Source organism: Paraburkholderia sp. GAS42, from assembly GCF_050436565.1.
GTDB lineage: Bacteria > Pseudomonadota > Gammaproteobacteria > Burkholderiales > Burkholderiaceae > Paraburkholderia.
On record NZ_JBNDML010000003.1, the window covers coordinates 12,367 to 37,606 of the forward strand.

Sequence of the window (25,240 nt, forward strand, 5' to 3'; positions counted from 1 at the left end):
CGCGGGTTCAAACTGTGGCGTTGTTGCTGGCCCACTGCGTCGGATTCACTTCGAACCCGAGCGGGCCGAGGTTCGCACCGAGCACGCCGATATGGTTCAGCGCTTCGACGTTGACGTATTGCAGTTGCTGGATGCTCTGGTTCACATTGACGTTCACGGTGGGGCTCGCAACCGGGCCCTTGCCTTGCAGCCAGGGGTTGCTGCCGATGCCCGTGCCGCCGCGCACGGCCGACATGGCGCGACGGTCGAGGTCGCGGGTCTGGGACAGATCCTGAATCATGATGGATGACATGGTGGTTCTCCAAAGGTGTCGAGAAAAGGGAGGCAGGCGCAGAGCCCGCATCGGACCGGTGGGTCGTCGCGGTGCGCCTGCCAGCGCTTTACTTCACGTTGACCGTGTTGCTGGCGTACACCGTCGGGTTCACGTTCGAGGTGACGTGGTCGAGGAACGCCGAGCCGTTGCCGGTTTCGACTTGCACATTCATCAGCGTCGCGATCGACTGATCGGCGTTGACGTGCTTGCTTGCATCGATCGTGATCGGCGAGAAGTTGAAGTAGTTGCTCGTCGGGAAGACGTAGCCGCCGCGAACGGCACGCATGGCCTTGCTGTCGAGTTGTTCGGTGAGCGACAGGTCTTTGATGATCAGCGTTTTCATTTCGGGTCTCCTGAGAGAAAAAGAAGTCTTGCAGCCGGGTTCGAGCATCTTGTTTGCTCGGGGGACACTAACGCACAGGCTGTGCCAGTCCTTGACTCGCGCGCTGAAAAAATCGCGCAATGCCTGCTGGGCAAGGCGCAACGCGAATTCCGCTGGATCCATGGAGCGGATGCGAAGCGCGCAGATCGGCGGACGATGGTGGACAGCGGCCAACTACGCCCGCTACGGAGTTGGCCGCTTTGCGACACACACGCTGTGCGTGCGTCGCGGGGCAATCCTGGTTTGCGAAAGATTCACGTGCGGGCTAGTATCGAAACAGCACATGTAACTGGTTACGACAGGTTTTTCTCCGGCCTCTTCGCGGTTCCGTGCCGCTCCTGCCGGCCCTACGGGAGCTCGTCGCTTCGCACATATGGCTAGCCTTGCGCATGTGATTCGCGATTTCCAGAGCGGCGGACTGACGCGCGATGAGTTCATCGCCCAGCTCGATAGCACGCTGACGACGGATGGCCTGAGTCCCGCGCGGCTGATGGAAGTCCTCAGTGAGGCGCACGCCCGGTCGCCGCTGCCTGCGGATCTTCATGTGGAAGTGCGTCGCAGGATCGAGCAGCTGCCGGTCTCGAATCTCGCCGGCGGCGAGGAAACCCGTTTGCAGACGCGCGTGGACGCGCCATCGCTTGCATCGTCGGGCATGAGCACGCCAGGGCCGCTCCCGGGCCACGACCAGATCAAGGGCACCGGCGACACGCTCAATAACCGCTTCGTGCTCGAAGAGTGTCTGGGTGTCGGCGGAATGGGCACCGTCTACAAGGCGCTCGATCTGCGCAAGCTCGAAGCCTCGGATCGCAAGCCGTATCTCGCGATCAAGGTGCTCAACGTCCAGTTCCGCGGTAATCCGAAATCGCTGATTGCGCTGCAGCGCGAGGCGCGCAAGGCGCAGGTGCTCGCGCACCGGAACATCGTGACGGTCTACGATTTCGACCGCGACGGCGCGATCGTGTATCTGACGATGGAGTACCTGTCGGGCAGGGCGCTCAGCCAGATTCTGCGAACCGAGGATTTTCACGGCATGCCCGTGCGCGCCGCGCTGCCGATTGTGCGCGGCATGTGCGGCGCGCTCGCGTACGCACATGAACGCGGCTTCGTCCACTGCGATTTCAAACCCGCCAACGTGTTTCTGACCGACACCGGCGAAGTGAAGGTGATCGACTTCGGCATCGCGCGCGTGTTCCAGCGTCCCGAAGAGGAAAGCGACGCGACGGTCTTCGATCCGGGCACGCTCGGCGCGCTCACGCCCGCCTATGCGAGTCCGGAAATGCTCGAGCATCGCGAGCCCGACCCGCGTGACGATATCTACGCACTCGGCTGCATCACCTATGAACTGCTGACAGGCCGTCATCCGTTCGACCGTCAGTCGGCGACCCAGGCGCGCAGTTCGGGCCGCAAGCCGGAGCGGCCCGAGAATCTCGGCACGCGGCAATGGCGTGCGCTGCGCTCGGCGCTCTCGTTCGACCGCACTACGCGGATGCCGACCGTCGCGCGTTTCGTCGAGGAATTCGGCGCCGAGGAGAAAGTCGCCGCGAAATCGGGCCCGCGGATGAAGGCAGGTGTCGCGGCCGGGCTGGCTGTGCTGGTCGCTGCGGGCGCGGGTGTGGCGGTGTACCGGGCGTCTTCGGGTGGACATGGCGAAGCGGTGACGACAGGTGGGGTTGCGTCGCCGGTTGCACCTCTCGCGTCGGTTGCTTCTTCAGAGCCTGTTGCGCCTGTATCCGCTGCTTCCGTGACTTCGGTTACCGAGGCCGCGTCTTCCCCTCCGCCGCCGCCCGCTGTGCCTGTCCCGGCGCCGAAGCCCACGCTATCGATGTCGGCTGTGACGCCCTTGCTCGTGCAGGTGCCGTGTTCGGCGCTCGTCGCCTCTGCAACTGATCACACGTTGCATGTGCAGGGATTCGTGCCGCAGCGTTATGGCGTCGCGCAGCTGAAAAGCACGTTAGGTGCGGTGCCGGGCGTCGATACGCTGAACCTCGATGTCCAGTCGCTCGCCGACGACAAATGCGACGAGATGAAGACGCTCGCGCCCTACTGGGTGAAGAACTGGCAGACGGGTCGCGCGACGTCGCTGCATGTGCGTCCAGCCGGAGGACAACTCAGCGAAGGCGATCCACTCATCGTCGATGTGACGACACCGGGCTACGACTCATACGTCAATCTCGACTACTACCAGCTGGACGGCAACGTCGTGCACATGGTGCCGGGCCCGCGCGCGAAGGACAATCAGGCGCCGCCGCACTATGCCGCGACCATCGGTGGCGGAGGTGACTGGGTCATCTCGAAGCCGTTCGGATCTGAACTGGTTGTGCTGACGATCACGCCTGTTCCGCTCTTCGACAAACTGCGGCCGGAAAGCGAATCGCGCGCCGACTATCTGCACGCACTCGATACGCGGCTGTCGCAGATCGCAGGCAAATACGGCCGCGACCGCATCGCCGTCGACATCGCGCAGATCACGACGAAGACCCGCGCGCATTGAGCGGGGCATTGATCGCTGCTGCGCGTCCTTTCGCTGACTTTAGCCAGCGCGAACGCAACACTCACTTGAGATCTTTAGCGACGCGGAACCCATCCTGCGACTGACGCACGCTTGCGCTGTACTTGAAGCGTGTCGACGTGAGCATATAGTTCGCGCCTTCGCGCCACGACCCGCCGCGGATCACGCGCATGTTGCAGCCGGGTGCGTCCCACGTGCGGCCATCGGAGGGCGCGCCCTGATAGGAGTTATGCCAGCAGTCGCTGACCCATTCCCAGACGCTGCCGTTCATGTCGTGCAACCCATACGGGTTTGCCGCGAATGTACCGACGTTCTCCGGTCCTTCCTTGTGCCACGGGTCGCCGCACTCCTTGCAGTTCGCCATGCCCTTGCTCATCCTGTCGCCCCACCAGTATTGCGTCGATGTGCCACCACGGTCGGCGTATTCCCACTCCGCCTCGGTGGGCAGACGGTACGGTTTGCCCGTGGTCTTCGCCAGCCACTTCACATACAACTGCGCGTCGTCCCAGCTCAGATCGCGCGCCGGCGCGGTTTTCGACGGATTGTTGTCGCTTGAGAGTGCGGGGCAGGCTTTCGCATCGACACATGCATTCCATTGCTCGACCGTGACCTCGTATTTGCCGATCGCGAAGGGCGCTTCGATCGTCACGTGATGAACGGGCTTTTCTGAGGGATCGTCGGTGCTGCTGCCCATCGCGAACGAGCCCGGCGACAGTGAAACCATCGTCGGGCAGGCCGCGCAGTCCTTGCTTTCGCCGTTGTTGGTCACGCGGCCGATGGTCTTTTCAGGCGTGGGGGCGGGCGCTGGCGCGGCCGGCGTGATCGCCCTGGCAGGTGACGCTGCTGCAGCTGCGGGCGCCGGTGTGGGTGCAGCCATCGTGCGCGGTTTCTCCGGCGGCAGGGGCGGCACGGCGGACGCCGGCGCGGCATGCGTGGCTTCGGGCGCGGGTTGCGCCTTTGGCGCGGCGGCGCGCAAACGCTCGATGCGTGCGTGCGCGAGCGTCGCGAAGCGGCCGTTTGGATAGGCCTTCAAATAGGCTTCGTAATCGCTGGGGTAGGTGCTGTCCTTGATGGAATCCCAGAACGTCAGTTCGTATTGTTCGCTGCTGTCTTTCGGCAGAATGCCGCGACTGTGCAGCGTGACGACGGCTTCACTGTTCGCTGTGACGAAGGGTGTTGATCCCGCATCGTTGCGCGCGGAAGCAGCAAACGCAAAGCCGCCTTCAACCGACGACGCTACCCATGGCCGCTGTTCGCCGTGCGTATCCGCACGAACGTTCGCAGCGACACGCGCAAAGAGCAGGCGCGCATCCTGTGTGGGCGTATCGGCCAGCGCCTGCAACAACGCATGCGTATAGACGCCGCCGTGCACACCATCCGCCGCGAACCCGCCAGGCGCGGTCGCGTACGCAATCAGTGTTTGCACGGGAAGGGCAGGAAGCGCGGTGGTGCCCGGATTCGCAGCATCGAAAGGATTGTTCAGACAGGTATCCAGAACGACAAGATTGAGTTTGTGCGGACGTGGCGCGGACATTGCCGCAAGCGCGTCGGCCAGGTTGACGCCATCCGTCACCAGCGATGCGGGCAAGCGTGCATCGACGCCCGACGGCATCAGCATCGTGTCGTTCGCCACCTGAAAACCGTGTCCGGCGAAATAGAACACGCCGGTCCCGCCACGCTGTAAACGCCGTGCAAATTCGGCCAGTGCCAGCTTCATGTCGAGTGGCGTCGCGTTGGTTCGCGTGATCACCTCGAAGCCGAGCGAGGCGAGCCTGTCGCTCACATTTTTCGCATCGCGGGTCGCGTTCGTTAGCGCCAGACCGGGATAAGCGCCGTTGCCGATGACCAGCGCCACGCCGCGACCAGCCTTGATTTCGTCGGGAAAATTGACCTGTACGGCCGCGGTAGCCTGTGGAAATCCGGTCGTGGCGAAAGCGTCGATCCATTGTGCCTGGAGGGTACCGACCACGCATACGAGCAGGAGTTTTCGCCACATTTTCAAATCCTGTTTGTTCTGGACCGAACTCAGGTTTCCGATGACCGGCGCTCCGGTATCGGCCGCTGCCACGCATGGCGCGGCAGTGTCTCCGCACGACCCCGCCTGCGTATTGATGTATGCCGGCCGTTATAAACAACGATAGCACGCAGTTCACGCGTCAGAACGTTAACGAGAGTGGCGTATCTTTTTGGCAAGTTCCGTCCTAAGCTAATCCATAAAGCAGACAACAGGGATCGGGGTTTTTTACCGGTCGTTCCGACACGCACGTGTGCACACGCCTCGCCAGAGCGCGTGAGCAGGCTCTTTTTTGCACAGCAGGGGCGACCCGGACAATTCTTCGGGAGAATGCGCAATGCCAAAAAGAATAAAGCTGGGTGCGCTGTATGCTTTGACCTCGCTGTTCCTCGCGAATGCGCCCGCGCTAGCGGCTTCGACGCCGTCGCCGCCCGGCGCCGAGGAATACATCATCTGGCCCGCCGACGGCACCGTGATTCATGGCGGCAAGCTGTGGGTACGCATGGGGTTGCGCAATATGGGCGTTTGTCCCAAGGGCGTCAACATCGCGAACACCGGGCACCATCATCTGCTGATCGACACCGACCTGCCGCCGATGGATCAGGAAATCCCATCGGATCGCAATCACCTGCATTTCGGCGCGGGCGAGACGGACGCGCGTATTGAACTGCCGCCGGGCAAGCACACGCTGCAGCTGCTGCTCGGCGACTACAACCACGTGCCGCACAGTCCGCCGGTGTATTCGAAGAAGATCACCATCATCGTGCAGTAAGAACGCGCGGCCGCTTCGGCCTGTCAGGACGGAGAGCACCATCCATGAACAAGATCATCGCTGTCGCTGCGTTCGTTGCGCTGACATCCGTTGCGACCGCATCGGCTTTTGCGGGCATGACGCCATCGCCCGCCGGCGCGTATGCCTATATCGGCTATCCGAACGACGGCCAGGTTGTGCCGGCCAACAAACCGTTTCGCGTGTGGTTCGGGCTGCGCTATATGGGCGTCGCCCCTAAAGGCGTCAAGTATCCGAATACCGGCCACCACCATCTGCTGATCGACACCGATCTGCCGCCGATGGATCAGGAGATTCCATCCGATCGCAATCATCTGCATTTCGGTGCGGGCCAGACGGAGACGACGATCGAACTGACCCCCGGCAAGCACACGCTGCAACTGCTGATGGGCGACGACATGCATATTCCGCACACTCCGCCGGTGTATTCGAAGAAGATCACAGTCATCGCGAAGTGATGGGACGTGATGGGACGTGATGCGACGTGACGTGACGTGATGCGACAAGGCCCGGCATGACGCTGCTTTGGCGGGTTGCGGCCATCCCTTTGTTGCGGCGCATTGCTTAGGTTCAGCGCTAAAGACATCGCGCTCAAGCAGATGTCTTTAGCCACCCAACACTATCCGGTGTGTTGTCTGCCCCGAGCCATCACCTTCTGCCTGCCCATCTCATCCTCTGTGCGGTTCGCCCTGAGCGATACAAGCCGCACACCCCAGTGTTTTCAGGGCTCCGCAGGTTTTCTTCGATAAAGATCACGTGCCTGGCACAGCCCATGCATTAGTGACACCCGAGCAGACAAGATGCTCGAAACCAATCGCAAGACCTGACCTTTTCCTCTTTGGAGACCTATCATGACAACGCTGATGATCAAAGACCTCTCGAACGCTCAAGACCTCGACAGCAAGAAGATGAGCGCCGTGCGCGGTGGCTTCGCACCGTTCCCGTCGAACAACTTCGTCAACATCATGCCGATCACGTTCGATTACAGCAAGACGGCCAACGTCAAGCAACTCAACGAGAACCAGCTCGGCTCGCAGATCGCTACCGGCAACGGCTCGGCTTTCCTTGACAACGTCAAGACGTATTCGGATCCGTATATCGAAAGCAAGAACACCGTCAACATGTAAAGCGTGACGGGGAGACCACCACGGAGGCCTCGACGCCTCCGCGGAAACAAGCCGGCTGCGCCATCGCGCACGCCGGCCCTCATGAAAAACAGCCTGCATCCAATCGTTCTTTCTTTAAACATCGCCGCACCGCACCTACCCCCGCGCCGACCGCCAGCCACACTTCGATTAAAGAAGCTGTGCAGGACGTGCTTTGCCTGATGACGCGCGCTCGAATGCTGTGCCGCCGGATTCACCGGAGACTATCGTGTCAGCGTTGCTTCATTTCCCTGTCCGTCGCAACTGGCGCATCGCGTCAGCGAACCGCCACGTAGCGGACGATGGAGCGGGCGCCGGACGCCTTCCTGCCGCTACGCGTGCATCCCGGATGACGAACGCATCCACCACGATCAGGACATTGAGCGCAGTGGCGCTGTGCGCCGTGCTGCTATCCGCGTGCGTCGATGTCAGCATGCCGGACTACAAGCGTCCGGACACACCCGCGAAAGCATCGTGGTCGGACAAGACCGGCTCCATCGTGTCGCCCGCCGATACGATCGATCCCGACTGGTGGAAGACTTTCCAGGACCCCTACCTGAATACGCTCATCGCGAAAGCGATCGCCGGCAACTTCGATATCAAGGTACTGGCTGCGCGCATTGATGTGGCCGGCGCGCAGATCGCCGAAGCGCAGGCCGGTGCACTGCCGACCATGGACCTCGGCGCAGGCGCGAATTTCCAGAAGATCACGGGGCAGCCGTTTACCCATCAGTACAACCTTGGCACCCAGGTGAACTGGGACATCGACATCTGGGGCAAGGTGGAAAAGGGCGTGCAGGCGCAGAAAGCCGAATTTCACGCAACCGAAGCCGACTGGCGCGCGGGCTATCTGGAACTGGTGTCGAACGTATCCAGCACGTACTTCCAGATCCTGCAGTTCGACGATCAGATCGAACAGCAGCAGAAGACACTCGCCACCAACCGGCAGATACTGTCGATCTATGAGGGCATGAGCCGCAACGGTATCGTGCCGAAGACACAGGTGCTGCGTCAGCAGGCGGAAATCAATCGTCTGACTAACGAGCTGCTGGAACTGCGCCGCTCGCGCGACGTAGCGAATAACGCGCTCTCGACGCTGCTGGGCGTTCCTGCCGGCGAATTCAGATTGCCCACGGGCCATCTTCAGCAACGTGTGCAGTTGCCGCCGGTGCCCGCGGGCCTGCCTGCGCAATTGCTGTCGCGCCGGCCCGATGTGGTTGCATCCGAATTCCGCGTGCTGGAAGCGTACAACCTCGTCGGCGAGGCCAAGCTCGCGCAGTTGCCGACGATCAGCCTGACCGGCCATGGCGGCACCGCCAGCTTCGCGCTGACCGATCTGCTGAAGTCGTTCACGTACGGCTTCATGCCGAGCATCAACATTCCGCTGCTCGATCCAGGCGTGCGGGCGCACGTGAAAACCACGCAGGCGCAGACGACGGTAGCCGAACAGCAGTATCGGAGCACCGTCATGGCCGCGTTCCAGGAAACGGAAAGCGCGCTCGTCAATCTCAACTCGCACCGTCAGCAGCGTGTCGAACTGCTACAGGAGGTGTCGCGCCTGCAGATCGTCGCCGACCAGATCGAAGCGCAGTTGAGGGAAGGTGTGGTGTCGCAGCTCGAAGTGTTCGAGACCGAGCGCTCGCTGCTGCTGGCGCAGCAGGACCTGCTTGCCAATCATCAGCAGATTCTGTCGGACACGGTGCTGCTCTACAAGGCGCTTGGCGGCGGCTGGCCGAGTGTGGACGTGCAGTTGCAGGTGAAGGGCCAATGAGCCGGCTGATCGGCGCACAACGCGCGGTGTGTGTTTGCTCGCCGCTGTCATCTCGCCGTGCCGGACAATTGACTACCGCCATGCGTGACTTACAATCTTTAAGTGATCGCGGCTTACGCGGTCGGGCCGAACACGGTTTATCCGCCGCCCTTCCCAGCGGCGCGCCTCTGACGCAATTGCGGCAGCGGGTAAACGCTTAGTGATCCAGACCATGACTCCAGGCGAAGCCCAGATTGCCGAGGTGCGCACGACACTGGACCAGGCGTTCGATGTGGTGCTGTCGCCCGTGTCGCATCCGGCGCTCGGCGCGATCCGGATCATCGACAGCCTGTTTGCCATCGGCCGCAGCGAACCCCCGTTTGCCGATTACCCGCGCGAGTTGCTCACCCGGCTGTCACGCCGTCACGCCCGCATCTTCACTGAGCATGGCCTCGTGTATGTAGCGGATCTCGACAGCAAGAACGGCACGACCCTCAACGGCAAGAACGTGCGGCAGACGCCGGGCCGCGTGCGCGCCGGCGACGAACTGTGTTTCGGCGGCGAGCTGTCCTATCGCGTCGGCATCGAGCCGCGCGCCCGAATCGTTGCCGCAGCGCAGGCGCCGCAGCCTGCCGGCCTCACGCTCGTGCCGGAGCGCGGCGACCTTGGTTTGCTACCCGTCGATGTGCGCGCGTTCCCGTTCCTGATCAGCAAGGCCGACGACGTCTTTGCGCGCTACAAGGAGCGCTATCCGCATCAGGTCAATTACATTTCGCGGCGGCACGCGCACATTTTCGTGAGAGCGGGCGACCTGTACGTCGAGGATCTGGGCAGCACGAACGGCACGTTCGTCAACGGCAAGCGGCTTGACGAGTCGGCGCATGCGTTGCAGGAGGGCGACGTCCTTGCATTTGGCGGCGATCACTTCGTCTACCGGGTGGAACTGCAGCAGACACCCGAATTCGAGCCGACCGTGACCCAGATGATTTCAGCCCCGCCGATCGATGACGTCGACGCTGACAAAACCACCTTCGTCGGCGCCGCGCATTCGTTCCTCGACATTTTCTGCGTCGACCAGGCGCGGCTGCGCGAAGACGAAGTCAACGAAGCGGCGCAACCGGACGCCGACGACACGAAGCGCGACACGCACGCGCATCACGCGCAACGGCGCTGGCGCGTGCTGGCTTCCGAGCTGTCGAGCGCGTTCTCAGGCGGCGAGCGTCTCGCGACGCGGCGCGCCGCATGGTGGGGACTGGCGGGCGTCGTCGTGGTGATGGGCATCGGCGTCGCACTGTATTTGAGGGGCGCATCGGAACGCGAACTGAAGAATCTGCTCGCGTCGGGCGACTATGAGCAGGCATTGACCGTCGCGAACGACGACGTCAAAAGCCACCCGGCGGACGCGCATCTGAAGGCGCTCGCCAGCGAGGCATTGCTGAAGGCGAAGCTGCCGGACTGGCTCGCCGCGCTGCAAAAGCGCGAATTCGATCGCGCGGACACACTGCTCGGCGACATGAAGTCGCTGAGCGCCGCAAATCCGGACGGCGCGTCACTCGTCGGCGAACTGAAGTGGGTGGGCGATCTCGAACGCTTCGTGGTCGGCCGCGGCGGCCCGGATGCGCCCATTCGCATCTATGCAGACGAATCCAGAATCAGCGATCTGCTGAAGCGTTGGGAAGACGATGCGCGCAGCCATCAGCGTGCGCTCGACCGGATCGCGTCCTACGTGCCCGCGTTCGCCGAGCCTTACGCACGGGCGTTGAGCCATCTGCGCAGGCTGCAAAGCGACGATTCCGCGTATCTGGCGGCCATCGACCGTCTGAACACGACGATCAACACCGAGCTCGCGCGCGACAAACCCGACGTGCTGCCGCCTGTACTCGACGACTATGCGCAGCGCTATCCGCGTCTGGCGGGTCTCGATCGCGTGCGCGAGGACCTGCGCCAGTACACCGAACTGCTGAACGACGCAGTCGCGCGAAAGCTCACCCTGTTGCTCGCGTCGCTCAAGCACGCGCATTTCACGACGCCCCCGTTCCAGGCGCAATTCGAGCGGCTTGCGGCGAGCCGTCTGCCGTCCACGGATGTGATCGAGCGACACGATGCGGTATCGGCAGCATGGCAGCACGGCGACGGGCTGCAGGCGCTGGCCGGTTTGCAGGCGATGCCCGCGGGCCCGTGGTCTGATGTACTGGCAGCTGAGCGGGCGCACAAGAAGGCTGTGCTGGACCAGTTCGCCGATCTGCAGAAATCCCGCGGCACGAAGGGCTATGACGAGCGGCTGTTGTCGTTCTACGCCGCGCTGGATCCGACGGAAGACGCCTGGTACATGCATGCGATCGAAGCGGACGTGTCCGCGATGCGCGACAAGGCGCTCGCGCGCGCACAGGATCTGTTGACCCGTGCGCAAGGCGAGTGGCGCCAGTATCGGGCGAACGGGGCGATCGGCGGCACACAGCGGCTCGAGTCGGGTATTTCGGGTGGCTTTCGCAGCCAGGCGCATCTTCTTTCCGACGCGCAGTCGCTCGCGCAGCAGGGCATGCGCATCTACACGCAGCTGAAGGCCGATCATCCGTCCGACTGGGACGCGCTCGTCGCCGACATCAACGCCGAAGCGGATATGCAGCGCCGCTCGTTGCAGGAACTGCGCATGGTGCTCGAACCTGAACTGTTGAAGTCGAAGCTGGCACTCATTGGAGGCGACAGCGGTGAAACGCGACAGTCACCCTAAGCCGCTGTCCGAGGCGCTGGAGGACCACAGCGCCGAAGGCATCGCGATCCTGATGGCCGAACCCGTCAAGCTCGCCCGCGCGCTGATTCTGGCGATGGCGGGGCTGGTCGTCGTCGGGCTTCTCTGGTCGTTCGTCGGCCGCGCTGATGTGATCGTGAGCGCACCGGGCACGCTCTCGCCGGAATCGGACGTGCGGCGCTTCTACGCACCCATCGATGGCGAACTCGCCGACGTTTACATCGCGGAAGGTCAGCCCGTTTCGAAAGGCGACGTGCTCGCGCGGCTCAATGCGCGAGGGGCCATCGAAGCGGCCAGCAACGCGCTTCAGGCGCAACTGAAGCTTGAAGATGCCGAGCGCGAATGGAAGCAGTTTCCCGAGAAAAAGGCGCTGATGCAACGTAAGGTGGCGGCGTTGAAAGAGCAGGTCGACGTGGAAGCGCGTCAGCACGAAACGCGCGTGGCCGAAGGCACCACGAAGCTGGCCGAAGGCCAGAAAGCCGAACTCGACGAAGCGCGCAGCATCCTCGACAACGCACGGCGTTCGCGCGATGCGGCGCGCCAGGAGCTGGACAGCTATTCGCGCCTGTTTGCCCAGCCAGGTGGTGGCGGCATCGCGGAGCTTCAGGTCGAATCGAAGCGGACCGCCTATCTGGCGGCAGAAAACGCGTATCGCGTCGCGCAGTCGAAACTCGCTGAACTGGACTTCCGCCTGAGCCACGAATATACGCAGGCGCATGCGCAACTCGAAACGAGCGGGCAGGAAACCACCAATCTGCAGATCCAGTACGACGCCGCGGTGCGCGAAATCACGACCACCGAAGACAAGTTGCGGTTGCAACTACAAACGGCGCGTCTCGTGGCCGACGCCGCCGCGCGCATCCGCTTCGAGAATATCGACAAGGACAATTTCCTGCTGATTCTCGCGCCTGCTTCGGGTGTGATTACCGAGGTCACATCGACGCAGCCGGGCGACAAGATTCAGGCGAACGCACCACTCGGTGGCATCGCGCCTAAAGATGCGCGCCAGGTGCTGAAGATCGAAATCCCCGAGCACGATCGCGCGTTTCTGCACGAAGGCCTGCCGGTGAAGATGAAATTCAACGCGTTTCCGTATCAACGTTACGGGCTGATCAGCGGCACGCTCGCCTACATTTCGCCGGCGACGAAACCCTCGGCGGTGGACAAGCAGCCCGTCTACGAAGGCCGCGTCACGCTGGACAAGAACTACTACCAGATCGCCGACACGCGCTATCCATTGCGCTATGGCATGACGGCGAATGCGGAGATCGTCGTGCGTGAACGTCGGCTGATCGACCTGGGCCTTGATCCGTTCCGGCAGATCGCGGGCTGATCGCGGACTGATCGAAGTGGGAAGTCGCAGTACCGAGAAGAACCGAAGGTCGTGCGTTCGATGCGCGGCCCAACCTGAGGAGCGGATGAGATGACCGCGATAGTGCGAATCGATGAAGAAGTCGTGGACGTCGCCGAATTCATTCGGTTGCTGAAACTGACTGGCCAGTTCGAAAGCCTGATCGAACAGCTCGTGCGCGACAAGCTCACCGTGCATGCGGCGAAGAAGCAGGGCATTACCGTATCGGCCGACGAAATCCAGCAGCGCGCCGACCAGTTTCGCCGCGTGCGCGGCCTGCATCGCGCCACCGATATGAACCAGTACCTCGACGCGCTCAATGTGAGTCTCGACGAGTTCGAAGCGTTCATCACCGACGGGCTATATCAGGAGAAGATGCTCGACCAGGTCGGCAACGAAGCCGCGATCGAAGAATATTTCTCGCTGAATTCTCCGAAGTTCGACGCGATCGAAGTAAGCCACATCGTGCTTGACAGCGAAGGCAAGGCGAAGGAAATGATCTCGTATCTGCACGACGATCCCGGCAGCTTTGCGGAGATGGCGCGTGAACACTCGATCGCGGATACGCGCGAAGCGGGCGGCGTGATCGGCAAGGTGCTGCGAGGCTCGCTCAAGCCCGATATCGAGGCGAAGATTTTCAACGCACAGGTAGGCGATCTGCTTGGGCCGTTCCCTTCGCCTGACCGCTCCTGCTACGAAATTTTCGCGGTGACGGCGAAATATCCTGCGACGCTCGATGCGGATGTCGCCGCTGAAGTGCGGCGTCTGCTGCGCGAAGGCTGGCTGATTGCGCGGTCGCAGGAACACGTGATCGAGGCCCGCTAGGCACATGGACGCGCCCCAGACCACGCCTTCGGCGGCAGAGTTCCTGTCGACGGTCGAGATACTCTCGCCCTTCTCGCGCGAGGAACTTGAACGTCTTGCGGAGCACGCGCAGGCCCGCTTCTATTCGTTTGGCGAGACCGTGTGCAACGCGGGCGAGCCGGCGGAAGGCCTCTTTGTGATCCGTTCTGGTTCGGTGCGCATCTTTACCGAGGAGCACGGTAAGGAAATCAGCATGGGCGTACGCAAGGCGGGCGAAATCTTTGCCGATATCGCGATGCTGCGCGCGTACATGCATGAATCGTCGGTGCGTGCATCGGCTAAAACCGAATTGCTGTTTATCCCGCGCGGTGCGATCGAACCGGTGATCGCGGGTAATCAGGCGGCGATGGCGTTTATCGCGAGCTATGTGGCGATCAGTTCCGCGGGCGGCTTCGTCGCGCAGCTCTTCGATCTGCGCGGCAAGCTGAACAAGGCTGAACTCGAAGAATATGTGCGCAGCGTCGGTGTAAAGCGGGTCGCCGCCGGCAAGGAAATCCTCAAGCAGGACGCGCGCGATGACCGGCGTCTTTACGTCGTGCGGCAAGGCGAAGTGCGGATCGTACGCAACGAGGACGGCAACGACTACACGCTCGCGACGCTCAAGGAAGGCGAGATCTTCGGCGAGAAGGCCTGCCTGATGCGTCAGGAACAGATGGCATCGGTGGTGGCGACGACCGATACGCGCCTGCTCGTGATCCCTGAACGCACGGTCCACTTCATTCTCGAGCGCAATCCGAAACTGCGCGAGGTGCTCGACGAACGGATTCGTTATAGCGATCGCGAACTGCAACGCCAGAAGCGCATCGAGCAGCGCCGCAAGCTGCCGATGATGCTCGATCTTCACACGAAGCCCGAGTTCGGTGAAAAGGTCATCAAGCGCTTTGCGCTCGTCGAGCAGGCGGAGGAAATGGATTGTGGCGCGGCGTGCCTCGCGATGGTGTGCCGCCACTACAGCATCCCGATGACGCTCGGCAAACTGCGCGAACTGGCCAATGTGACGACGCAGGGCGCGACGCTCGATAGTCTCGCTCGCGCCGGTGAATCGCTTGGCTTTACTGCTCGCGGCGTGCAATGCACGTTCGATTCGCTGCGCGGCTTCGACCTGCCGTTTATCGTGCACTGGGAGGGGTATCACTACGTTGTCGTGTACGGGCTCTCGAAAGACTACGTGTGGGTCGCCGATCCCGCACTCGGCTTCAGAAAGCTGACTGTCGAAGACTTCGAGCGCGGCTGGAGCGGCACGTGCCTCGTGTTCACGCCCGGTCCGAATCTCGTGCAGATATCGGCGTCACGTTCGCCGTGGATACGTTTCGTCGGTTATCTCACGCCGTACAAGAAGATTCTCGCGCACCTGTTTCTTGCCACCTTTGTGATTCAGGTGCTGGGCGTGATTCCGCCGCTCATCATCCAGAACATTCTCGATGGCGTGATCGTGCATCAGAATGTGAGCCTGCTGCACCTGCTGATCGTCGGCCTCATTATCTCGAACGTGTTTTCGCAACTGATGTCGACGATCCGTGCGTACCTGGCGAATTTCATGGTTCGCAACATGGACTTCGCGATGATGTCGCAGTTCTTCAAGCACACGATGTCGCTACCGTTTTCATTCTTCGCGAAGCGCAAGACCGGCGATATCTTCGCGCGCTTCCAGGAGAACCAGACAATCCGCGCATTCCTGACCGAGTCGACGGTGACCACCGCGCTGAATCTGCTGATGGTGTTCATCTACTTCTCGATCATGTTCTTCTACAACGTGAAGATGACGCTGGTGCTGATCGCGTTCGTGATTCCGATCATGGCGCTCACCGCCATTGCCACGCCGAAGATCAAGAACTATGCGCGCGAATCATTCACCGCGTCGACGGATTCGAAGTCGTTCCTGATGGAAGCGCTCGCGGGCGTCGAAACGGTCAAGGGCATGGGCATCGAGCGGCCGGTTCGCCTGCGCTGGGAAAAGAAATACGCCAGGGCGCTGGAAGTGCAGTATCGGGCACACGCCTTCAGCATTCTCGTGGGCCTTGGCAGTCAGCTGCTGAATGCGGCGACGACGATTGCGATCCTGTGGGTGGGCGCGAATCTCGTGCTCGCGCGCGAAATGACGATCGGCCAGCTGATCGCGTTTAACGCCTTCATGGGCAGCGTGTTGAGCCCGTTGATGGGTCTCGTCGGCCTGTGGAGCATGCTGAACGATGCGGGCGTCGCGATGGAACGGCTTGGCGATGTGCTCGATATCGAGCCGGAGCAAAAGCCGCAGGACCTTGCCTCGCGCGTGATGCTGCCGGACCTGCAGGGCGAAATCAGCCTGAACGGCGTGTATTTCCGCTACGGCGACAGCGAAAGCGCCTACGTGCTGGAGAACATCAGTTTCGATATCAAGCCGGGCGAACTGGTGGCCATCGTCGGGCGCAGCGGGTCGGGCAAGACGACGCTTGCAAAGCTGCTGGTCGGTTTCTACGCGCCTTCCGAAGGCAGGATGTCGGTGGATGGCTACGACCTCAACGTGGTCGACAAGGCGTATTACCGCGCGCAGATCGGCTATGTGATGCAGAGCAATCTGCTGTTTTCCGGCACGATCGCAGAAAACATCGCGAGTGGCGACGATACGCCGGACCGTCGTCGTATCGAGGAAGTCGCGAAAATGGCCGACGCCCATGCGTTCATCGCCAGGATGCCGCTTGGCTATGAGCAGATCGTCGGCGAACGGGGTATCGGTTTGTCGGGCGGACAGATCCAGCGGCTGTGCATTGCGCGCGCGCTGTATCACGACCCGCGTCTGCTGGTTTTCGACGAAGCGACGTCAGCGCTCGATTCGCAGTCGGAGAGCAATATCCTCGGCAACATGCACGATATCCTGAAGGGGCGCACGGCGGTCATCATCGCGCACCGGCTCAGCACGATCATGCGCGCGGACAAGATTCTCGTGCTGTACGAAGGCGCGATTGTCGAACAGGGGCGTCACGAGGAACTCGTGCAACGCAAAGGTATGTACTACCAGCTCGTTCAAAAACAGTTGAGTGCGTGATGCAGATACTCGACCAGCCCGAAGAAGACAGCAGCCCCGCGATCTCGTATGCCGCATTGATCGAGAAGATCGAAATCCTGCGCTCGACGCTGCGGTGGTCGTCGCGGCTCGAACGGGCGGATATCGAGAAGCTGTTGCGGCAGGCCAACACCTTGCGAGACGAGGTCATGCAGCTGTCGCACAAGGAGCGCTTCGTGCAGGCCGCGGTCGCCGAACCGGTGCGCGTCGACCAGTCACGCCAGGCGCGACGTCAGGCTCTGCTTGAACGCAGCTTTATTTTCGAAGGCACGTTCGGCGATAACCCGCGTCTGCTGGAAGCGCTCGAAATCGCGGAGAAAGCGGCGCCGACGGATTTGCCCGTGCTGATCGATGGCGAAAGCGGTACAGGCAAGGAACTGATGGCGAAGGTCATCCACGCAAATGGCAGCCGCGCCGACAAGCCGTATATCTCGGTGAACTGCGGCGCGATTCCGGACAACCTGCTGGAATCGGAACTGTTCGGCCACCGACGCGGTGCGTTCACGGGTGCTTCGAGCGATCGCAAGGGCAAGTTCGAGAGCGCGCATACCGGCACGATCTTCCTCGACGAAATCGGCGAGTTGCCGCTGGCGGGCCAGGTGAAGCTGCTGCGTGTGCTCGAAGCGCACGAGATCCAGCGCGTCGGCTCGGATGAAACGATCGCGGTCGATACGCGCATCGTCGCGGCGACCAATCGCAATCTGCGGCAGTTGAGCGAAGAGGGCAAGTTTCGCGAGGATCTGTTTTACCGGCTGAGTGTGATTCACGTGACGTTGCCGCCGCTGCGTGAGCGGCGCGACGAAATTCCGCTGCTGTTCTCCTGGTTTGGCGACGAAGCAGCGGGCGTGCTCAAACGACGCCCGGTCCGCCTGACGCCGCGACTGCGTGATTTTCTGTTGAACTACGCGTATCCGGGCAACATCCGTGAGCTGCGCAACGTGATGTACCGCGTCTCGTGCCTTGCGGGTGAAACGGCGGATATCGAACATCTGCCGGTCGATATGCGGCCCGCAGCGACGACGTCAGCGGCACACGGCAGCGCCGCGCCGCGTACGTCCGTGAACGATGGTGCGAGTGTGGCGAACCTGATGTCGCTCAGCGACGCGAAGCGGGCCGCCAGCGATGAGGCCGAGAAAGCGTTTCTCGAACGCGGCCTTCACGAAGTGGGCGGCACGGTGGCGGAACTGGCGCGGCGCGTCGATATGAACCGTTCGCACCTGCAGATGCTGTTAAAGAAACACGGCCTGCATTCGAAGGATTTTCGCAATCACGGCGGGAAAGACAACCGGAATGATGGCGACGAGAAGGAGGCGGGGAACGTCTGAGGCGTCGTCAACGCAAACGCGAACGCAGACGCGAACGCGCTGGAAAAGCAGTCAGGGTGCCGGATTCAACAGCGTTTTATCCGACGCAGCCGGATCTTCAGCCTGCACCACCACCGCCGTGATGTTGTCGCGGCCGCCGCGTGCAAGCGCAATCTCGACCAGCTCATCGGAAGCGTGCAGGCAATCGACCGACTCGAGCGCCACCAGGATTTCCTGATCGGTGACTTCGTTGCAGAGGCCGTCGCTGCATAGCAGGAAGATGTCGCCATCGGCGACCTCAATGACGGCTTCGTCGAGGTCGAGCTGGTCCATCGCGCCGACCGCACGCGTAATCATGTGCTGCGCAGGATGATTGCGCGCTTCCTCATCGGTGATATGGCCCATCAGGCGCAGTTCCTCGACCTGGCTGTGATCGCGCGTCAGTTGTCGCAACTGGCCCGCCCGCAGCAGATAGATGCGGCTGTCGCCCGCCCACAGATAACCGCAGAAACGGTCGCATGCGAGCAGCACGACGACTGTGCTGCCAATGCGTTGTACGTGCCGTCGCGCTGCTTCTTCCCGTAGCTGTGTGTTCGCCACCTGCAGGCGTGCGCGTGCTTCCGCGATAAAGCGCTTCATGCTCGCGGGCGGGGAGAGCTGGCTTAATGTATCGATGACGAGCTGGCTCGCGAGATCGCCCACTGCGTGTCCGCCCATCCCGTCGGCGACGGCCCAGCGTCCGAGCCCGGACTGATCGAGGCAGGCATCTTCGTTGATCTCACGGACGCGTCCCACATCGGAACGCGCCGATGACGTCCATCGAAACTGGCTTCTGCAGGTCACGACATTTACACCGCATTGTTTTTGCTGCGAGCGTCGGGAGAAACAGTGATGTTCGAATTCGAGCCGGTGTTGTTGACGTCGACCGACTGGAACGTATTGATCATCTGGTTAGCATAGAAGCTGTTCGAGATCTCGTACAGGTTAACGGTCGGGCCGAAGCTCGGCGTTTCGCGAACGTAGGGCTGGATCCAGCCGTACACCCACGGCGCACCGCCGCCGCCCCGAATCGCTGCCATGGCCTTGCGATCGAGCGCGAGATTCAACGAGAGGTCATTCACCGTGATGGAAGCCATGTTGGGTCTCCGGTTGGCCGTCTGGCACGGCCGGGTCAAAAGAAGTCTAAGCCCTTAGGCGCAAGGGTCATGCCAACACTTCACCGGTGCAACGTGCATCGCGTAAGCCATTGATTGTTTGAAGGTTAACTGTGTGCTCGCGCACACGGCGCCTGCATTTACCCCTCTATTCGTTGGCTTCACCCCAACAGACGCCCACCCGGACCGGTGGTCGACCCAACACCTCGAATCAGCGCGCCGGCTCTTCGGAGCCGCGTCAAAGTGGCGGTCGTGCGCCAACAGATCGAACCGGAATCTGTCGGTTATCTGCGCACATACCGGCCAGTCTGCAGCAAGCAAAGCGCAAGAAAATATATACAAATCAATGAGTTAATAAACATGGCCCGGTTGATGCGAAACACCTGGCAGAAGTGTTGGCCATCGGATGCAAGCGCCGCTTGCAGCAACCAGACGAAATCGGGGCAGCCATGAACAGCAACCAGCAACCGGCGAAGAGCGAAGGGTGGGGAAAGGACCCCATCGTCGTGTCGATGTCGCCTGACCTTCCGCTCAAGACCTATAACGAACTTCCGCTTGGCGCGCATCTCGTTACCGAACGCCGCGGCTATGAACATCACGGCATCTACGTCGGCGAAGGAATGGTTGTTCACTACGCGGGTTTTGCCTCGTCGGCACATCGCGGGCCGGTTGAAGAAGTCACGCTTGAGCACTTCGCCGCCGGGCACGCGGTCATGGTGCGTCCTTATCCGCACGCCCGCTACGGCAGCGAAGAAGCCGTGCGCCGCGCACGCTCCCGCCTCGGCGAAAACCGTTATCGCCTGCTGACCAACAACTGCGAACACTTCTGTGCGTGGTGCCTGCTTGGCAAGAGCCATAGCGAACAGGTGCAGACCTGCCTCACGCATCCGCGTGCCGGCGTGCGCGCACTGGTGTGCCTCGTCAAGGCATTTGTCGAAGGTGGAAGAAACGATGCGTATCTCGCGGCCCACGCTGCCTGACGCAGTCCCGGATACGCTGTAAGGAGACCATCATGAACGCCGCAGAAAAATCGTTGCACTGGGCCGTCGACAAATGGCTGGCGCCGACGCCCGCGATGCCCGCCCGTGTTACGCGCTTTTGTCACGGCGGCGCTGAGCGGCGCCGCTATGTGTGCGTCGAGGCGTTACGCCCGGGCGGTCTGCTGTCGATCTTCTTCTTTCGCCACGCCGACGGTTCATGGAACGTTTTCCCGCCTGCCGACGCCCGTCCTGCCATGGACGGCCACCGGCTGGCGGCGTGAAGGCCGCTGCGGGACGCCGTTGGCAGCGGCTGGCAGCCCGACTGCAAGGCGGCTTAGGGTGTGTGACACTGGCGGCTAGCGTACATACGCCTCGCGCCTTCGCGTGAGAGCGTGACACGGTAAAGGAAACGGCATCGCTACCATGAGAAAGGTCGCTGTCCACGCGCTGATTGTGCTTGCCGCCGGCGGCGCCATGCTCGCACCCGCGCTGTGTCGCGCCTACGAACTCGATTCGCAACTCGACTGCAAATCGAACCCGCACGACTACATCTCACAGCTCCTCAACAGCCAGTACATCGAACCCGAGCCCATGCGCGTCGAGGCCAACTCGATCAACGCCTTTCGACCCATCCGCGGCAGCAACCTGACGGCGTTCGGCTTTCGCGTCTACGCCGTGCTCGGCTATGAACGCAACGACGCGATATTCAGGAAGGGAAGCGGCGAGCCGATCAGCAATTCGGCCTATGGCGCAGTCGTCAATGGTCCCGCTGAGACTGTGGAGTCGCGTGTGCGGGCAACGGGCAGCACTGCGATCGTCAAACAGGTGGTTCCCCTGCTGATTACCGCGGTTCTGTGTGACGGGCAATAGGCTGGCTTCTGCAGTGGGCTCAATGCCCGGCGCCTGTCATCGGAATGCAGCTCAATACGAGCGTACTGCCCGCGCCGGCCTCGGGGCTTACCTCGGCCGTGTGCCGCTCAGCGCTACCGCACGACCATTCGGCAAGGAAGTTTTTCTGGCAACCCACCGCAGGCTCGCCGATGCGTGAGCGGTCAACGACGTAATCGCATGCATCCCGGTTGTTGCAATGAAGGGCGAGATCACCGGTCGCGTTGCCTCGCCGCACGCCGCAGTTTTCGCCGTATGTGCCTGACAGTATCCTGATCGTCTCCGCATGGGAGGTCGCGCATGCGCACACCAGGATCATCGTCGCAATCGTCCCGGGTCTCATGATTTCGACGCTCCGTCCGCAACCGGACCCTGTTTCAGCCGATGATCAATCTGCGCGACCTGGCGCATCGGCGCTTGCGTAACCCCGGTGATCCGCGCAAGCACAGTCGCCACGATCCGGTCGCAGTGCGCGCCACCGAATTCGAAGGCGTCGCGTGCGGCGACATCGACTTCCTGCGCCAGCGCGTCGCGCAACAGGTGTTTTGCGCGGAAGTGCCGGCTGCGCACTGTCGCTTCCGGAATGTCGAGACAGTGGGCCGTCTCCTCGATACTCATCTCTTCCACCGAACGCAGCACGAACACGATGCGAAACGCCTCCGGCAATGTATCGAGCTTACGCTCGATCAGTGCGCGCATCTCGGCGCGCGCGAGGGCTGTATCCGGGGAGGGGATCGCGTTTGAGTCTGCGTGTGCGGCCATGGCGTCAAGATCGGGTTCAGTGTTCGCATCAAACATCGGAATCACCTTCTGGCGGCGGGCAGCCCGGCGCAAACGTCCAAAGCACTCGTTGAGCACGAGGCGGGAGAGCCAGGTGGACAGCGTGGACTCGCCACGAAACTGCGCAATCGAACGGTAGGCCGAAAGATAGGCCTCCTGCAGCGCGTCCTCGGCTTCCGCGTCGTTGCGCAGTGTCGCCCGCGCCAGGCGATACAGGCGCCGGTTATGCCGGCGCATCAGCAACTCGAACGCGGAGCGATCGCCCGCGACGACACGCGCGACGATCGACAGTTCGTCGTCCGTGCGAGGTGTTTTTGCTACGTCAGGGGCATTCATCGGATGAGCCTCGTCGAGGTTGTGTCATCGCACGACCAGTGTGCCACGCATGGCCGGATGGAAGGTGCACAGATACGGATAGCTGCCGGCCTTGCGCGCGACGTAATGCCATGAGGCGTTCGGCGCGATGCTGGACGAATCGAACGCTTTCGAGGTTGCGCTTGCCGTGTGCGCAAACAGATCCTTGTTAACCCAGACGATCTGGTCGCCACGGTTCACGGTCAGCGCGGGCGGGTTGAATCGCATCTGCTCGATGGCGATCACGTATGTTTCCGCACGAGCATCTGCGATTGCGCCCGTCGCCATCGCGAAACCCATGACGCATGCGCGGAGTGCGCGACGAACATCCGCAGGTGCTGCACGCCTTCGGGGACCACGCGGTTTCACGTGACGTTCAGGCACCGCTCTTCTCCAGCGAAGCCTGCAATGCTTTCGCATGCTCGAGGTGCGCGACGAATGCCGGCCTGACCTTCACCAAGAGCGCCTTCAATTCAGCGTTCTGCGCGTCCGGGATTAACGTCTTGTCGAGCGCCTGCAGCACATTCTCGTGATATGTGACCTCATGATCGATATAGGCACGGTCGAATTGCGCTCCCTTGAGTGTGCGGAGATTCGTGAGATTCGCGTCGCCGCCCTGTTTGAGGCTCTGGCTCGTGGCGTTGTCTTCCGGCGTCACGCCGAGCTTGTGAACGAGATCGACAGCCGCCTTGTTGACGCCACTGTGATCGGCGATCATCAGTTGCGCAAACGCCTTGACGTCCTTCGATTTCGTTCGCGATTCCGCAAGCCGGCCGGCGTCGATGTCGACCTGATTGGCTGTCACAACGATCGCCGCGATCTGTGGATCGGTCGGGCCGGCGTTCTGCGCGCGAACGGTTGCGCTGGCCAGCGCCAGTGCACCGCAGAGTACTGCGCTGATGAATTTCATGGGCCATCTCCTGTTCGAGAGCGGCGGGCCGGAGTCGACCCGCGCGCGTCGGGTCTCTTTCGACCTTCGACAGGCAATTGGATGTCGCGTGTGTGCGCGCTGTTCCCGTTTCCCGTACGCGCGCGCTTCGCTTCGACGACGGCGCCGGCTACTGCTCGATGCCGCCCGATCGACGCACAGGCGGGAAGTGGCGCTTCCCGGGTTTCAGGCGTAGACGACGGAAGCGCTCTTTCTTCTGCTCTTCCTCGAAGTGTGCAATCGACGGCTTGACGAGATCGCTGCGCGACACAATGCCCACAAGACGCCGGCTTTCAAGATCCGTCACCACGGCCAGCCGTTCGAGACCGTGCACCGCGAGCCGCGTCGCGACAACGCGGCACGTCTCGTCGGCCAGTGCGAATACCGCTGAATGATCACGAAGTGCGTCGGCGAGCTTCAGGTCGAGCGTGTTGCCCGGTTCATTGTCGCGAAGCTGTTCGAGCATCGCGCGGTCCACCACGCCCAGCACGGCATCGTTCTGCACGACGGGATACGCACGTCGCGCCTGCGTCGCACCGAACCACGTGAGGAGCGCATCGCGCACGGTCAGGCTCGCATCGATGGCGTCCACCGTGCGCGTCATCACTTCGTCGACGTAATGGCGTTCGAGCGGATCGACGCCGTACTCACGATAGATGTGGTAACCGCGACGCGCGATTTTCTCGGTCATGATCGAGCGCTTCATGACGACGGTGGCGAAGCCGTGCGCGATCAGCGTGGCCGCGAGCAAAGGCAGCAATGCGTTGCTGTCGTGCGTGAGGCCGAATGCGAACATGATGGCGGTCAGCGGTGCGCCCAGCGTCGCGCCGAGCGTGGCGGCCATGCAGACGAGCGGCCACAGTGCCGGCTCGCCGCCCGGCAGCCAGTGCGCGAGCACGGTGCCCAGGCCCGCGCCCAGCATCAGGAGTGGCGCGAGCACGCCGCCCGACGTGCCCGAGCCGAGTGCGACGACCCAGATGACCGCTTTCACCACGAGAATCGCAATCGCGACCTGCAACACGATGTGCTGGTGCAACAGATCGCCGATCACGTCGTAACCGACGCCCAGCGCGCGCGGCTCGATCAGCCCGCCAATGCCCACGACAAGACCGCCGATCGCCGGCCACCACATCCAGTGAATGGGCAGGCGGCCGAACAGGTCCTCGGTCTTGTAGAGCGCCGCCGACAGACCCGATGCCAGCGCCCCGGACAGCAGGCCCGCGATCACGCATGAGACGAGCGACCAGGCGTCCGGCGGCGCGGTCACGAGCGGAAAGAGCGGCCCGGTGCCGAAGAACACGGCGCGAGCAAAGCCTGCGACAGCGCACGCGAGCGCCACCGGCAGAAAGCTGCGCGGACGCCATTCGAACAGCAGCAGCTCGACGGCAAGCAGCACGGCCGCGACCGGCGTACCGAACACGGCGGTCATGCCCGCTGCAGCGCCGGCCACCAGCAGCGTCTTGCGTTCTGCTGACGTTACCTTGACGCACTGCGCAATCAGCGAACCGAGCGCACCACCGGTCATGATGATCGGTCCTTCCGCGCCGAACGGACCGCCACTGCCGATCACGATGCCCGACGATAGCGGTTTCAGCACGGCTACTTTCGGCGACATGCGGCTCTTGCCGAAGAGAATCGCCTCGATGGCTTCCGGGATGCCGTGACCGCGGATTTTCTCCGAGCCGAAGCGCGCCATCAGCCCGACGATGAGGCCGCCCGCTGCCGGAATCACCACGACCCACGCGCCGAGCGTATTGAGTGCCGGGGAGCGATCGGCGAACGAAAAGCTGCCGAAGAAGAACAGGTTCGTGAACAGATGAATCAGGCTGAGCAGCGCGAACGCGGCGAGCGTGCTGAGTGCACCGATTCCCGCTGCAAGCGCGGAAATACCGGGCAGCCGCGCATTGATCGAGAAGTCGCGCTTGTGCGTATCGTGGTTCATGAC

General features: G+C 62.3%; 23 protein-coding genes. 13 read left to right on the forward strand and 10 right to left on the reverse strand.

All coding sequences use genetic code 11. From position 1 onward, the window contains the following. Positions 1–7 precede the first annotated feature (7 nt). Together P3T16_RS05075 and P3T16_RS05080 are read right to left on the reverse strand one after the other, a co-directional pair. Positions 8–292: a hypothetical protein gene (locus P3T16_RS05075; RefSeq protein ID WP_429258696.1), complete on the reverse strand. Its 285-nt coding sequence runs from the start codon at positions 290–292 to the stop codon at positions 8–10. An 88-nt stretch (positions 293–380) separates the two neighbouring features. Next, positions 381–656 carry a hypothetical protein gene (locus tag P3T16_RS05080; protein ID WP_429341424.1) on the reverse strand — a complete coding sequence of 92 codons (276 nt, stop codon included), beginning with the start codon at positions 654–656 and terminating at the stop codon, positions 381–383. Positions 657–1,068: 412 nt separating this feature from the next. On the opposite strand from P3T16_RS05080, the gene P3T16_RS05085 reads away from it, so the two are divergent. Next, positions 1,069–3,186, forward strand: coding sequence for a protein kinase domain-containing protein (locus P3T16_RS05085; protein ID WP_429341425.1), 2,118 nt, complete (start codon positions 1,069–1,071; stop codon positions 3,184–3,186). 61 nt (positions 3,187–3,247) lie between these two features. Here P3T16_RS05085 and P3T16_RS05090 read toward each other — a convergent pair whose 3' ends face one another. Beyond that, positions 3,248–5,200 (reverse strand): SUMF1/EgtB/PvdO family nonheme iron enzyme, encoded by a 1,953-nt coding sequence (locus tag P3T16_RS05090; protein WP_429341426.1) that lies wholly within the window; start codon positions 5,198–5,200, stop codon positions 3,248–3,250. A gap of 355 nt (positions 5,201–5,555) precedes the next feature. Here P3T16_RS05090 and P3T16_RS05095 point away from each other — a divergent pair, with 355 nt between their 5' ends. The 9 genes from P3T16_RS05095 (at position 5,556) to P3T16_RS05135 (ending at position 18,232) form a co-directional block, all read left to right on the forward strand. Next, entirely contained in the window at positions 5,556–5,990 is a 435-nt protein-coding gene (locus P3T16_RS05095) for a DUF4399 domain-containing protein (RefSeq protein ID WP_429258700.1), read from the forward strand. A 44-nt stretch (positions 5,991–6,034) separates the two neighbouring features. Further along, positions 6,035–6,466, forward strand: a complete 432-nt coding sequence (locus P3T16_RS05100; RefSeq protein WP_429341427.1) for a DUF4399 domain-containing protein — start codon at positions 6,035–6,037, stop codon at positions 6,464–6,466. A gap of 393 nt (positions 6,467–6,859) precedes the next feature. Beyond that, complete coding sequence (locus P3T16_RS05105) at positions 6,860–7,135, forward strand: hypothetical protein (protein ID WP_429258702.1); 276 nt, start codon at positions 6,860–6,862, stop codon at positions 7,133–7,135. 367 nt (positions 7,136–7,502) lie between these two features. Beyond that, positions 7,503–8,924 (forward strand): efflux transporter outer membrane subunit, encoded by a 1,422-nt coding sequence (locus P3T16_RS05110; protein ID WP_429341715.1) that lies wholly within the window; start codon positions 7,503–7,505, stop codon positions 8,922–8,924. A gap of 211 nt (positions 8,925–9,135) precedes the next feature. Beyond that, a complete protein-coding gene (locus tag P3T16_RS05115) occupies positions 9,136–11,634 on the forward strand; it encodes an FHA domain-containing protein (RefSeq protein ID WP_429341428.1) in 2,499 nt (832 codons plus the stop codon). Then, a complete protein-coding gene (locus tag P3T16_RS05120) occupies positions 11,612–12,985 on the forward strand; it encodes an HlyD family efflux transporter periplasmic adaptor subunit (RefSeq protein ID WP_429341429.1) in 1,374 nt (457 codons plus the stop codon). Before P3T16_RS05115 ends, P3T16_RS05120 begins: the two co-directional genes overlap by 23 nt. Positions 12,986–13,075: 90 nt before the next feature. Next, the gene (locus tag P3T16_RS05125) at positions 13,076–13,828 is read left to right on the forward strand and encodes a peptidylprolyl isomerase (RefSeq protein WP_429341430.1); all 753 of its coding nucleotides are present in this window, start codon (positions 13,076–13,078) and stop codon (positions 13,826–13,828) included. 4 nt (positions 13,829–13,832) lie between these two features. Then, positions 13,833–16,889, forward strand: a complete 3,057-nt coding sequence (locus tag P3T16_RS05130) for a peptidase domain-containing ABC transporter (protein ID WP_429258706.1) — start codon at positions 13,833–13,835, stop codon at positions 16,887–16,889. Further along, a complete protein-coding gene (locus tag P3T16_RS05135; RefSeq protein WP_429341431.1) occupies positions 16,886–18,232 on the forward strand; it encodes a sigma-54 interaction domain-containing protein in 1,347 nt (448 codons plus the stop codon). Before P3T16_RS05130 ends, P3T16_RS05135 begins: the two co-directional genes overlap by 4 nt. 51 nt (positions 18,233–18,283) lie before the next feature. Here P3T16_RS05135 and P3T16_RS05140 read toward each other — a convergent pair whose 3' ends face one another. Together P3T16_RS05140 and P3T16_RS05145 are read right to left on the reverse strand one after the other, a co-directional pair. Beyond that, positions 18,284–19,054, reverse strand: coding sequence for a PP2C family protein-serine/threonine phosphatase (locus P3T16_RS05140; RefSeq protein WP_429341432.1), 771 nt, complete (start codon positions 19,052–19,054; stop codon positions 18,284–18,286). A 5-nt stretch (positions 19,055–19,059) separates the two neighbouring features. Beyond that, on the reverse strand, positions 19,060–19,347 hold the full coding sequence (locus tag P3T16_RS05145; RefSeq protein ID WP_429258709.1) for a hypothetical protein: 288 nt from the start codon (positions 19,345–19,347) through the stop codon (positions 19,060–19,062). Between the two features lie 467 nt (positions 19,348–19,814). On the opposite strand from P3T16_RS05145, the gene P3T16_RS05150 reads away from it, so the two are divergent. The 3 genes from P3T16_RS05150 to P3T16_RS05160 all read left to right on the forward strand — a co-directional run bounded on the left by P3T16_RS05150 (position 19,815) and on the right by P3T16_RS05160 (position 21,215). Continuing rightward, a complete protein-coding gene (locus tag P3T16_RS05150; protein ID WP_429341433.1) occupies positions 19,815–20,345 on the forward strand; it encodes a lecithin retinol acyltransferase family protein in 531 nt (176 codons plus the stop codon). Positions 20,346–20,377: 32 nt separating this feature from the next. Next, positions 20,378–20,626 carry a hypothetical protein gene (locus P3T16_RS05155; RefSeq protein ID WP_429258711.1) on the forward strand — a complete coding sequence of 83 codons (249 nt, stop codon included), beginning with the start codon at positions 20,378–20,380 and terminating at the stop codon, positions 20,624–20,626. A 142-nt stretch (positions 20,627–20,768) separates the two neighbouring features. Continuing rightward, positions 20,769–21,215, forward strand: coding sequence for a hypothetical protein (locus P3T16_RS05160; RefSeq protein WP_429258712.1), 447 nt, complete (start codon positions 20,769–20,771; stop codon positions 21,213–21,215). A 19-nt stretch (positions 21,216–21,234) separates the two neighbouring features. On the opposite strand, the gene P3T16_RS05165 is transcribed toward P3T16_RS05160, so the two are convergent. The 5 genes from P3T16_RS05165 to P3T16_RS05185 all read right to left on the reverse strand — a co-directional run bounded on the left by P3T16_RS05165 (position 21,235) and on the right by P3T16_RS05185 (position 25,237). Continuing rightward, entirely contained in the window at positions 21,235–21,576 is a 342-nt protein-coding gene (locus P3T16_RS05165; protein WP_429341434.1) for a hypothetical protein, read from the reverse strand. Next, the gene (locus P3T16_RS05170) at positions 21,573–22,349 is read right to left on the reverse strand and encodes an RNA polymerase sigma factor (protein WP_429341435.1); all 777 of its coding nucleotides are present in this window, start codon (positions 22,347–22,349) and stop codon (positions 21,573–21,575) included. Before P3T16_RS05170 ends, P3T16_RS05165 begins: the two co-directional genes overlap by 4 nt. Positions 22,350–22,373: 24 nt before the next feature. Continuing rightward, positions 22,374–22,667 carry a cupredoxin domain-containing protein gene (locus P3T16_RS05175; protein WP_429341436.1) on the reverse strand — a complete coding sequence of 98 codons (294 nt, stop codon included), beginning with the start codon at positions 22,665–22,667 and terminating at the stop codon, positions 22,374–22,376. Positions 22,668–22,743: 76 nt separating this feature from the next. Then, positions 22,744–23,277, reverse strand: coding sequence for a DUF4142 domain-containing protein (locus tag P3T16_RS05180; RefSeq protein ID WP_429341437.1), 534 nt, complete (start codon positions 23,275–23,277; stop codon positions 22,744–22,746). 148 nt (positions 23,278–23,425) lie between these two features. Then, complete coding sequence (locus P3T16_RS05185; protein ID WP_429341438.1) at positions 23,426–25,237, reverse strand: chloride channel protein; 1,812 nt, start codon at positions 25,235–25,237, stop codon at positions 23,426–23,428. Positions 25,238–25,240: the final 3 nt, after the last annotated feature.

Excerpts from the sequence above, each read along its gene's own strand:
- P3T16_RS05130 (WP_429258706.1), top strand. The coding sequence starts at position 13,833 with ATGGACGCGCCCCAGACCACGCCTTCGGCGGCAGAGTTCCTGTCGACG.
- P3T16_RS05110 (WP_429341715.1), top strand. The coding sequence starts at position 7,503 with ATGACGAACGCATCCACCACGATCAGGACATTGAGCGCAGTGGCGCTG.
- P3T16_RS05165 (WP_429341434.1), bottom strand. The coding sequence starts at position 21,576 with ATGAGACCCGGGACGATTGCGACGATGATCCTGGTGTGCGCATGCGCG.
- P3T16_RS05145 (WP_429258709.1), bottom strand. The coding sequence starts at position 19,347 with ATGGCTTCCATCACGGTGAATGACCTCTCGTTGAATCTCGCGCTCGAT.
- P3T16_RS05085 (WP_429341425.1), top strand. The coding sequence starts at position 1,069 with ATGGCTAGCCTTGCGCATGTGATTCGCGATTTCCAGAGCGGCGGACTG.
- P3T16_RS05100 (WP_429341427.1), top strand. The coding sequence starts at position 6,035 with ATGAACAAGATCATCGCTGTCGCTGCGTTCGTTGCGCTGACATCCGTT.
- P3T16_RS05105 (WP_429258702.1), top strand. The coding sequence starts at position 6,860 with ATGACAACGCTGATGATCAAAGACCTCTCGAACGCTCAAGACCTCGAC.
- P3T16_RS05180 (WP_429341437.1), bottom strand. The coding sequence starts at position 23,277 with ATGAAATTCATCAGCGCAGTACTCTGCGGTGCACTGGCGCTGGCCAGC.
- P3T16_RS05155 (WP_429258711.1), top strand. The coding sequence starts at position 20,378 with ATGAACGCCGCAGAAAAATCGTTGCACTGGGCCGTCGACAAATGGCTG.
- P3T16_RS05115 (WP_429341428.1), top strand. The coding sequence starts at position 9,136 with ATGACTCCAGGCGAAGCCCAGATTGCCGAGGTGCGCACGACACTGGAC.
- P3T16_RS05175 (WP_429341436.1), bottom strand. The coding sequence starts at position 22,667 with ATGGGTTTCGCGATGGCGACGGGCGCAATCGCAGATGCTCGTGCGGAA.
- P3T16_RS05125 (WP_429341430.1), top strand. The coding sequence starts at position 13,076 with ATGACCGCGATAGTGCGAATCGATGAAGAAGTCGTGGACGTCGCCGAA.
- P3T16_RS05170 (WP_429341435.1), bottom strand. The coding sequence starts at position 22,349 with ATGAATGCCCCTGACGTAGCAAAAACACCTCGCACGGACGACGAACTG.
- P3T16_RS05080 (WP_429341424.1), bottom strand. The coding sequence starts at position 656 with ATGAAAACGCTGATCATCAAAGACCTGTCGCTCACCGAACAACTCGAC.
- P3T16_RS05075 (WP_429258696.1), bottom strand. The coding sequence starts at position 292 with ATGTCATCCATCATGATTCAGGATCTGTCCCAGACCCGCGACCTCGAC.
- P3T16_RS05095 (WP_429258700.1), top strand. The coding sequence starts at position 5,556 with ATGCCAAAAAGAATAAAGCTGGGTGCGCTGTATGCTTTGACCTCGCTG.
- P3T16_RS05185 (WP_429341438.1), bottom strand. The coding sequence starts at position 25,237 with ATGAACCACGATACGCACAAGCGCGACTTCTCGATCAATGCGCGGCTG.
- P3T16_RS05160 (WP_429258712.1), top strand. The coding sequence starts at position 20,769 with ATGAGAAAGGTCGCTGTCCACGCGCTGATTGTGCTTGCCGCCGGCGGC.
- P3T16_RS05150 (WP_429341433.1), top strand. The coding sequence starts at position 19,815 with ATGAACAGCAACCAGCAACCGGCGAAGAGCGAAGGGTGGGGAAAGGAC.
- P3T16_RS05090 (WP_429341426.1), bottom strand. The coding sequence starts at position 5,200 with ATGTGGCGAAAACTCCTGCTCGTATGCGTGGTCGGTACCCTCCAGGCA.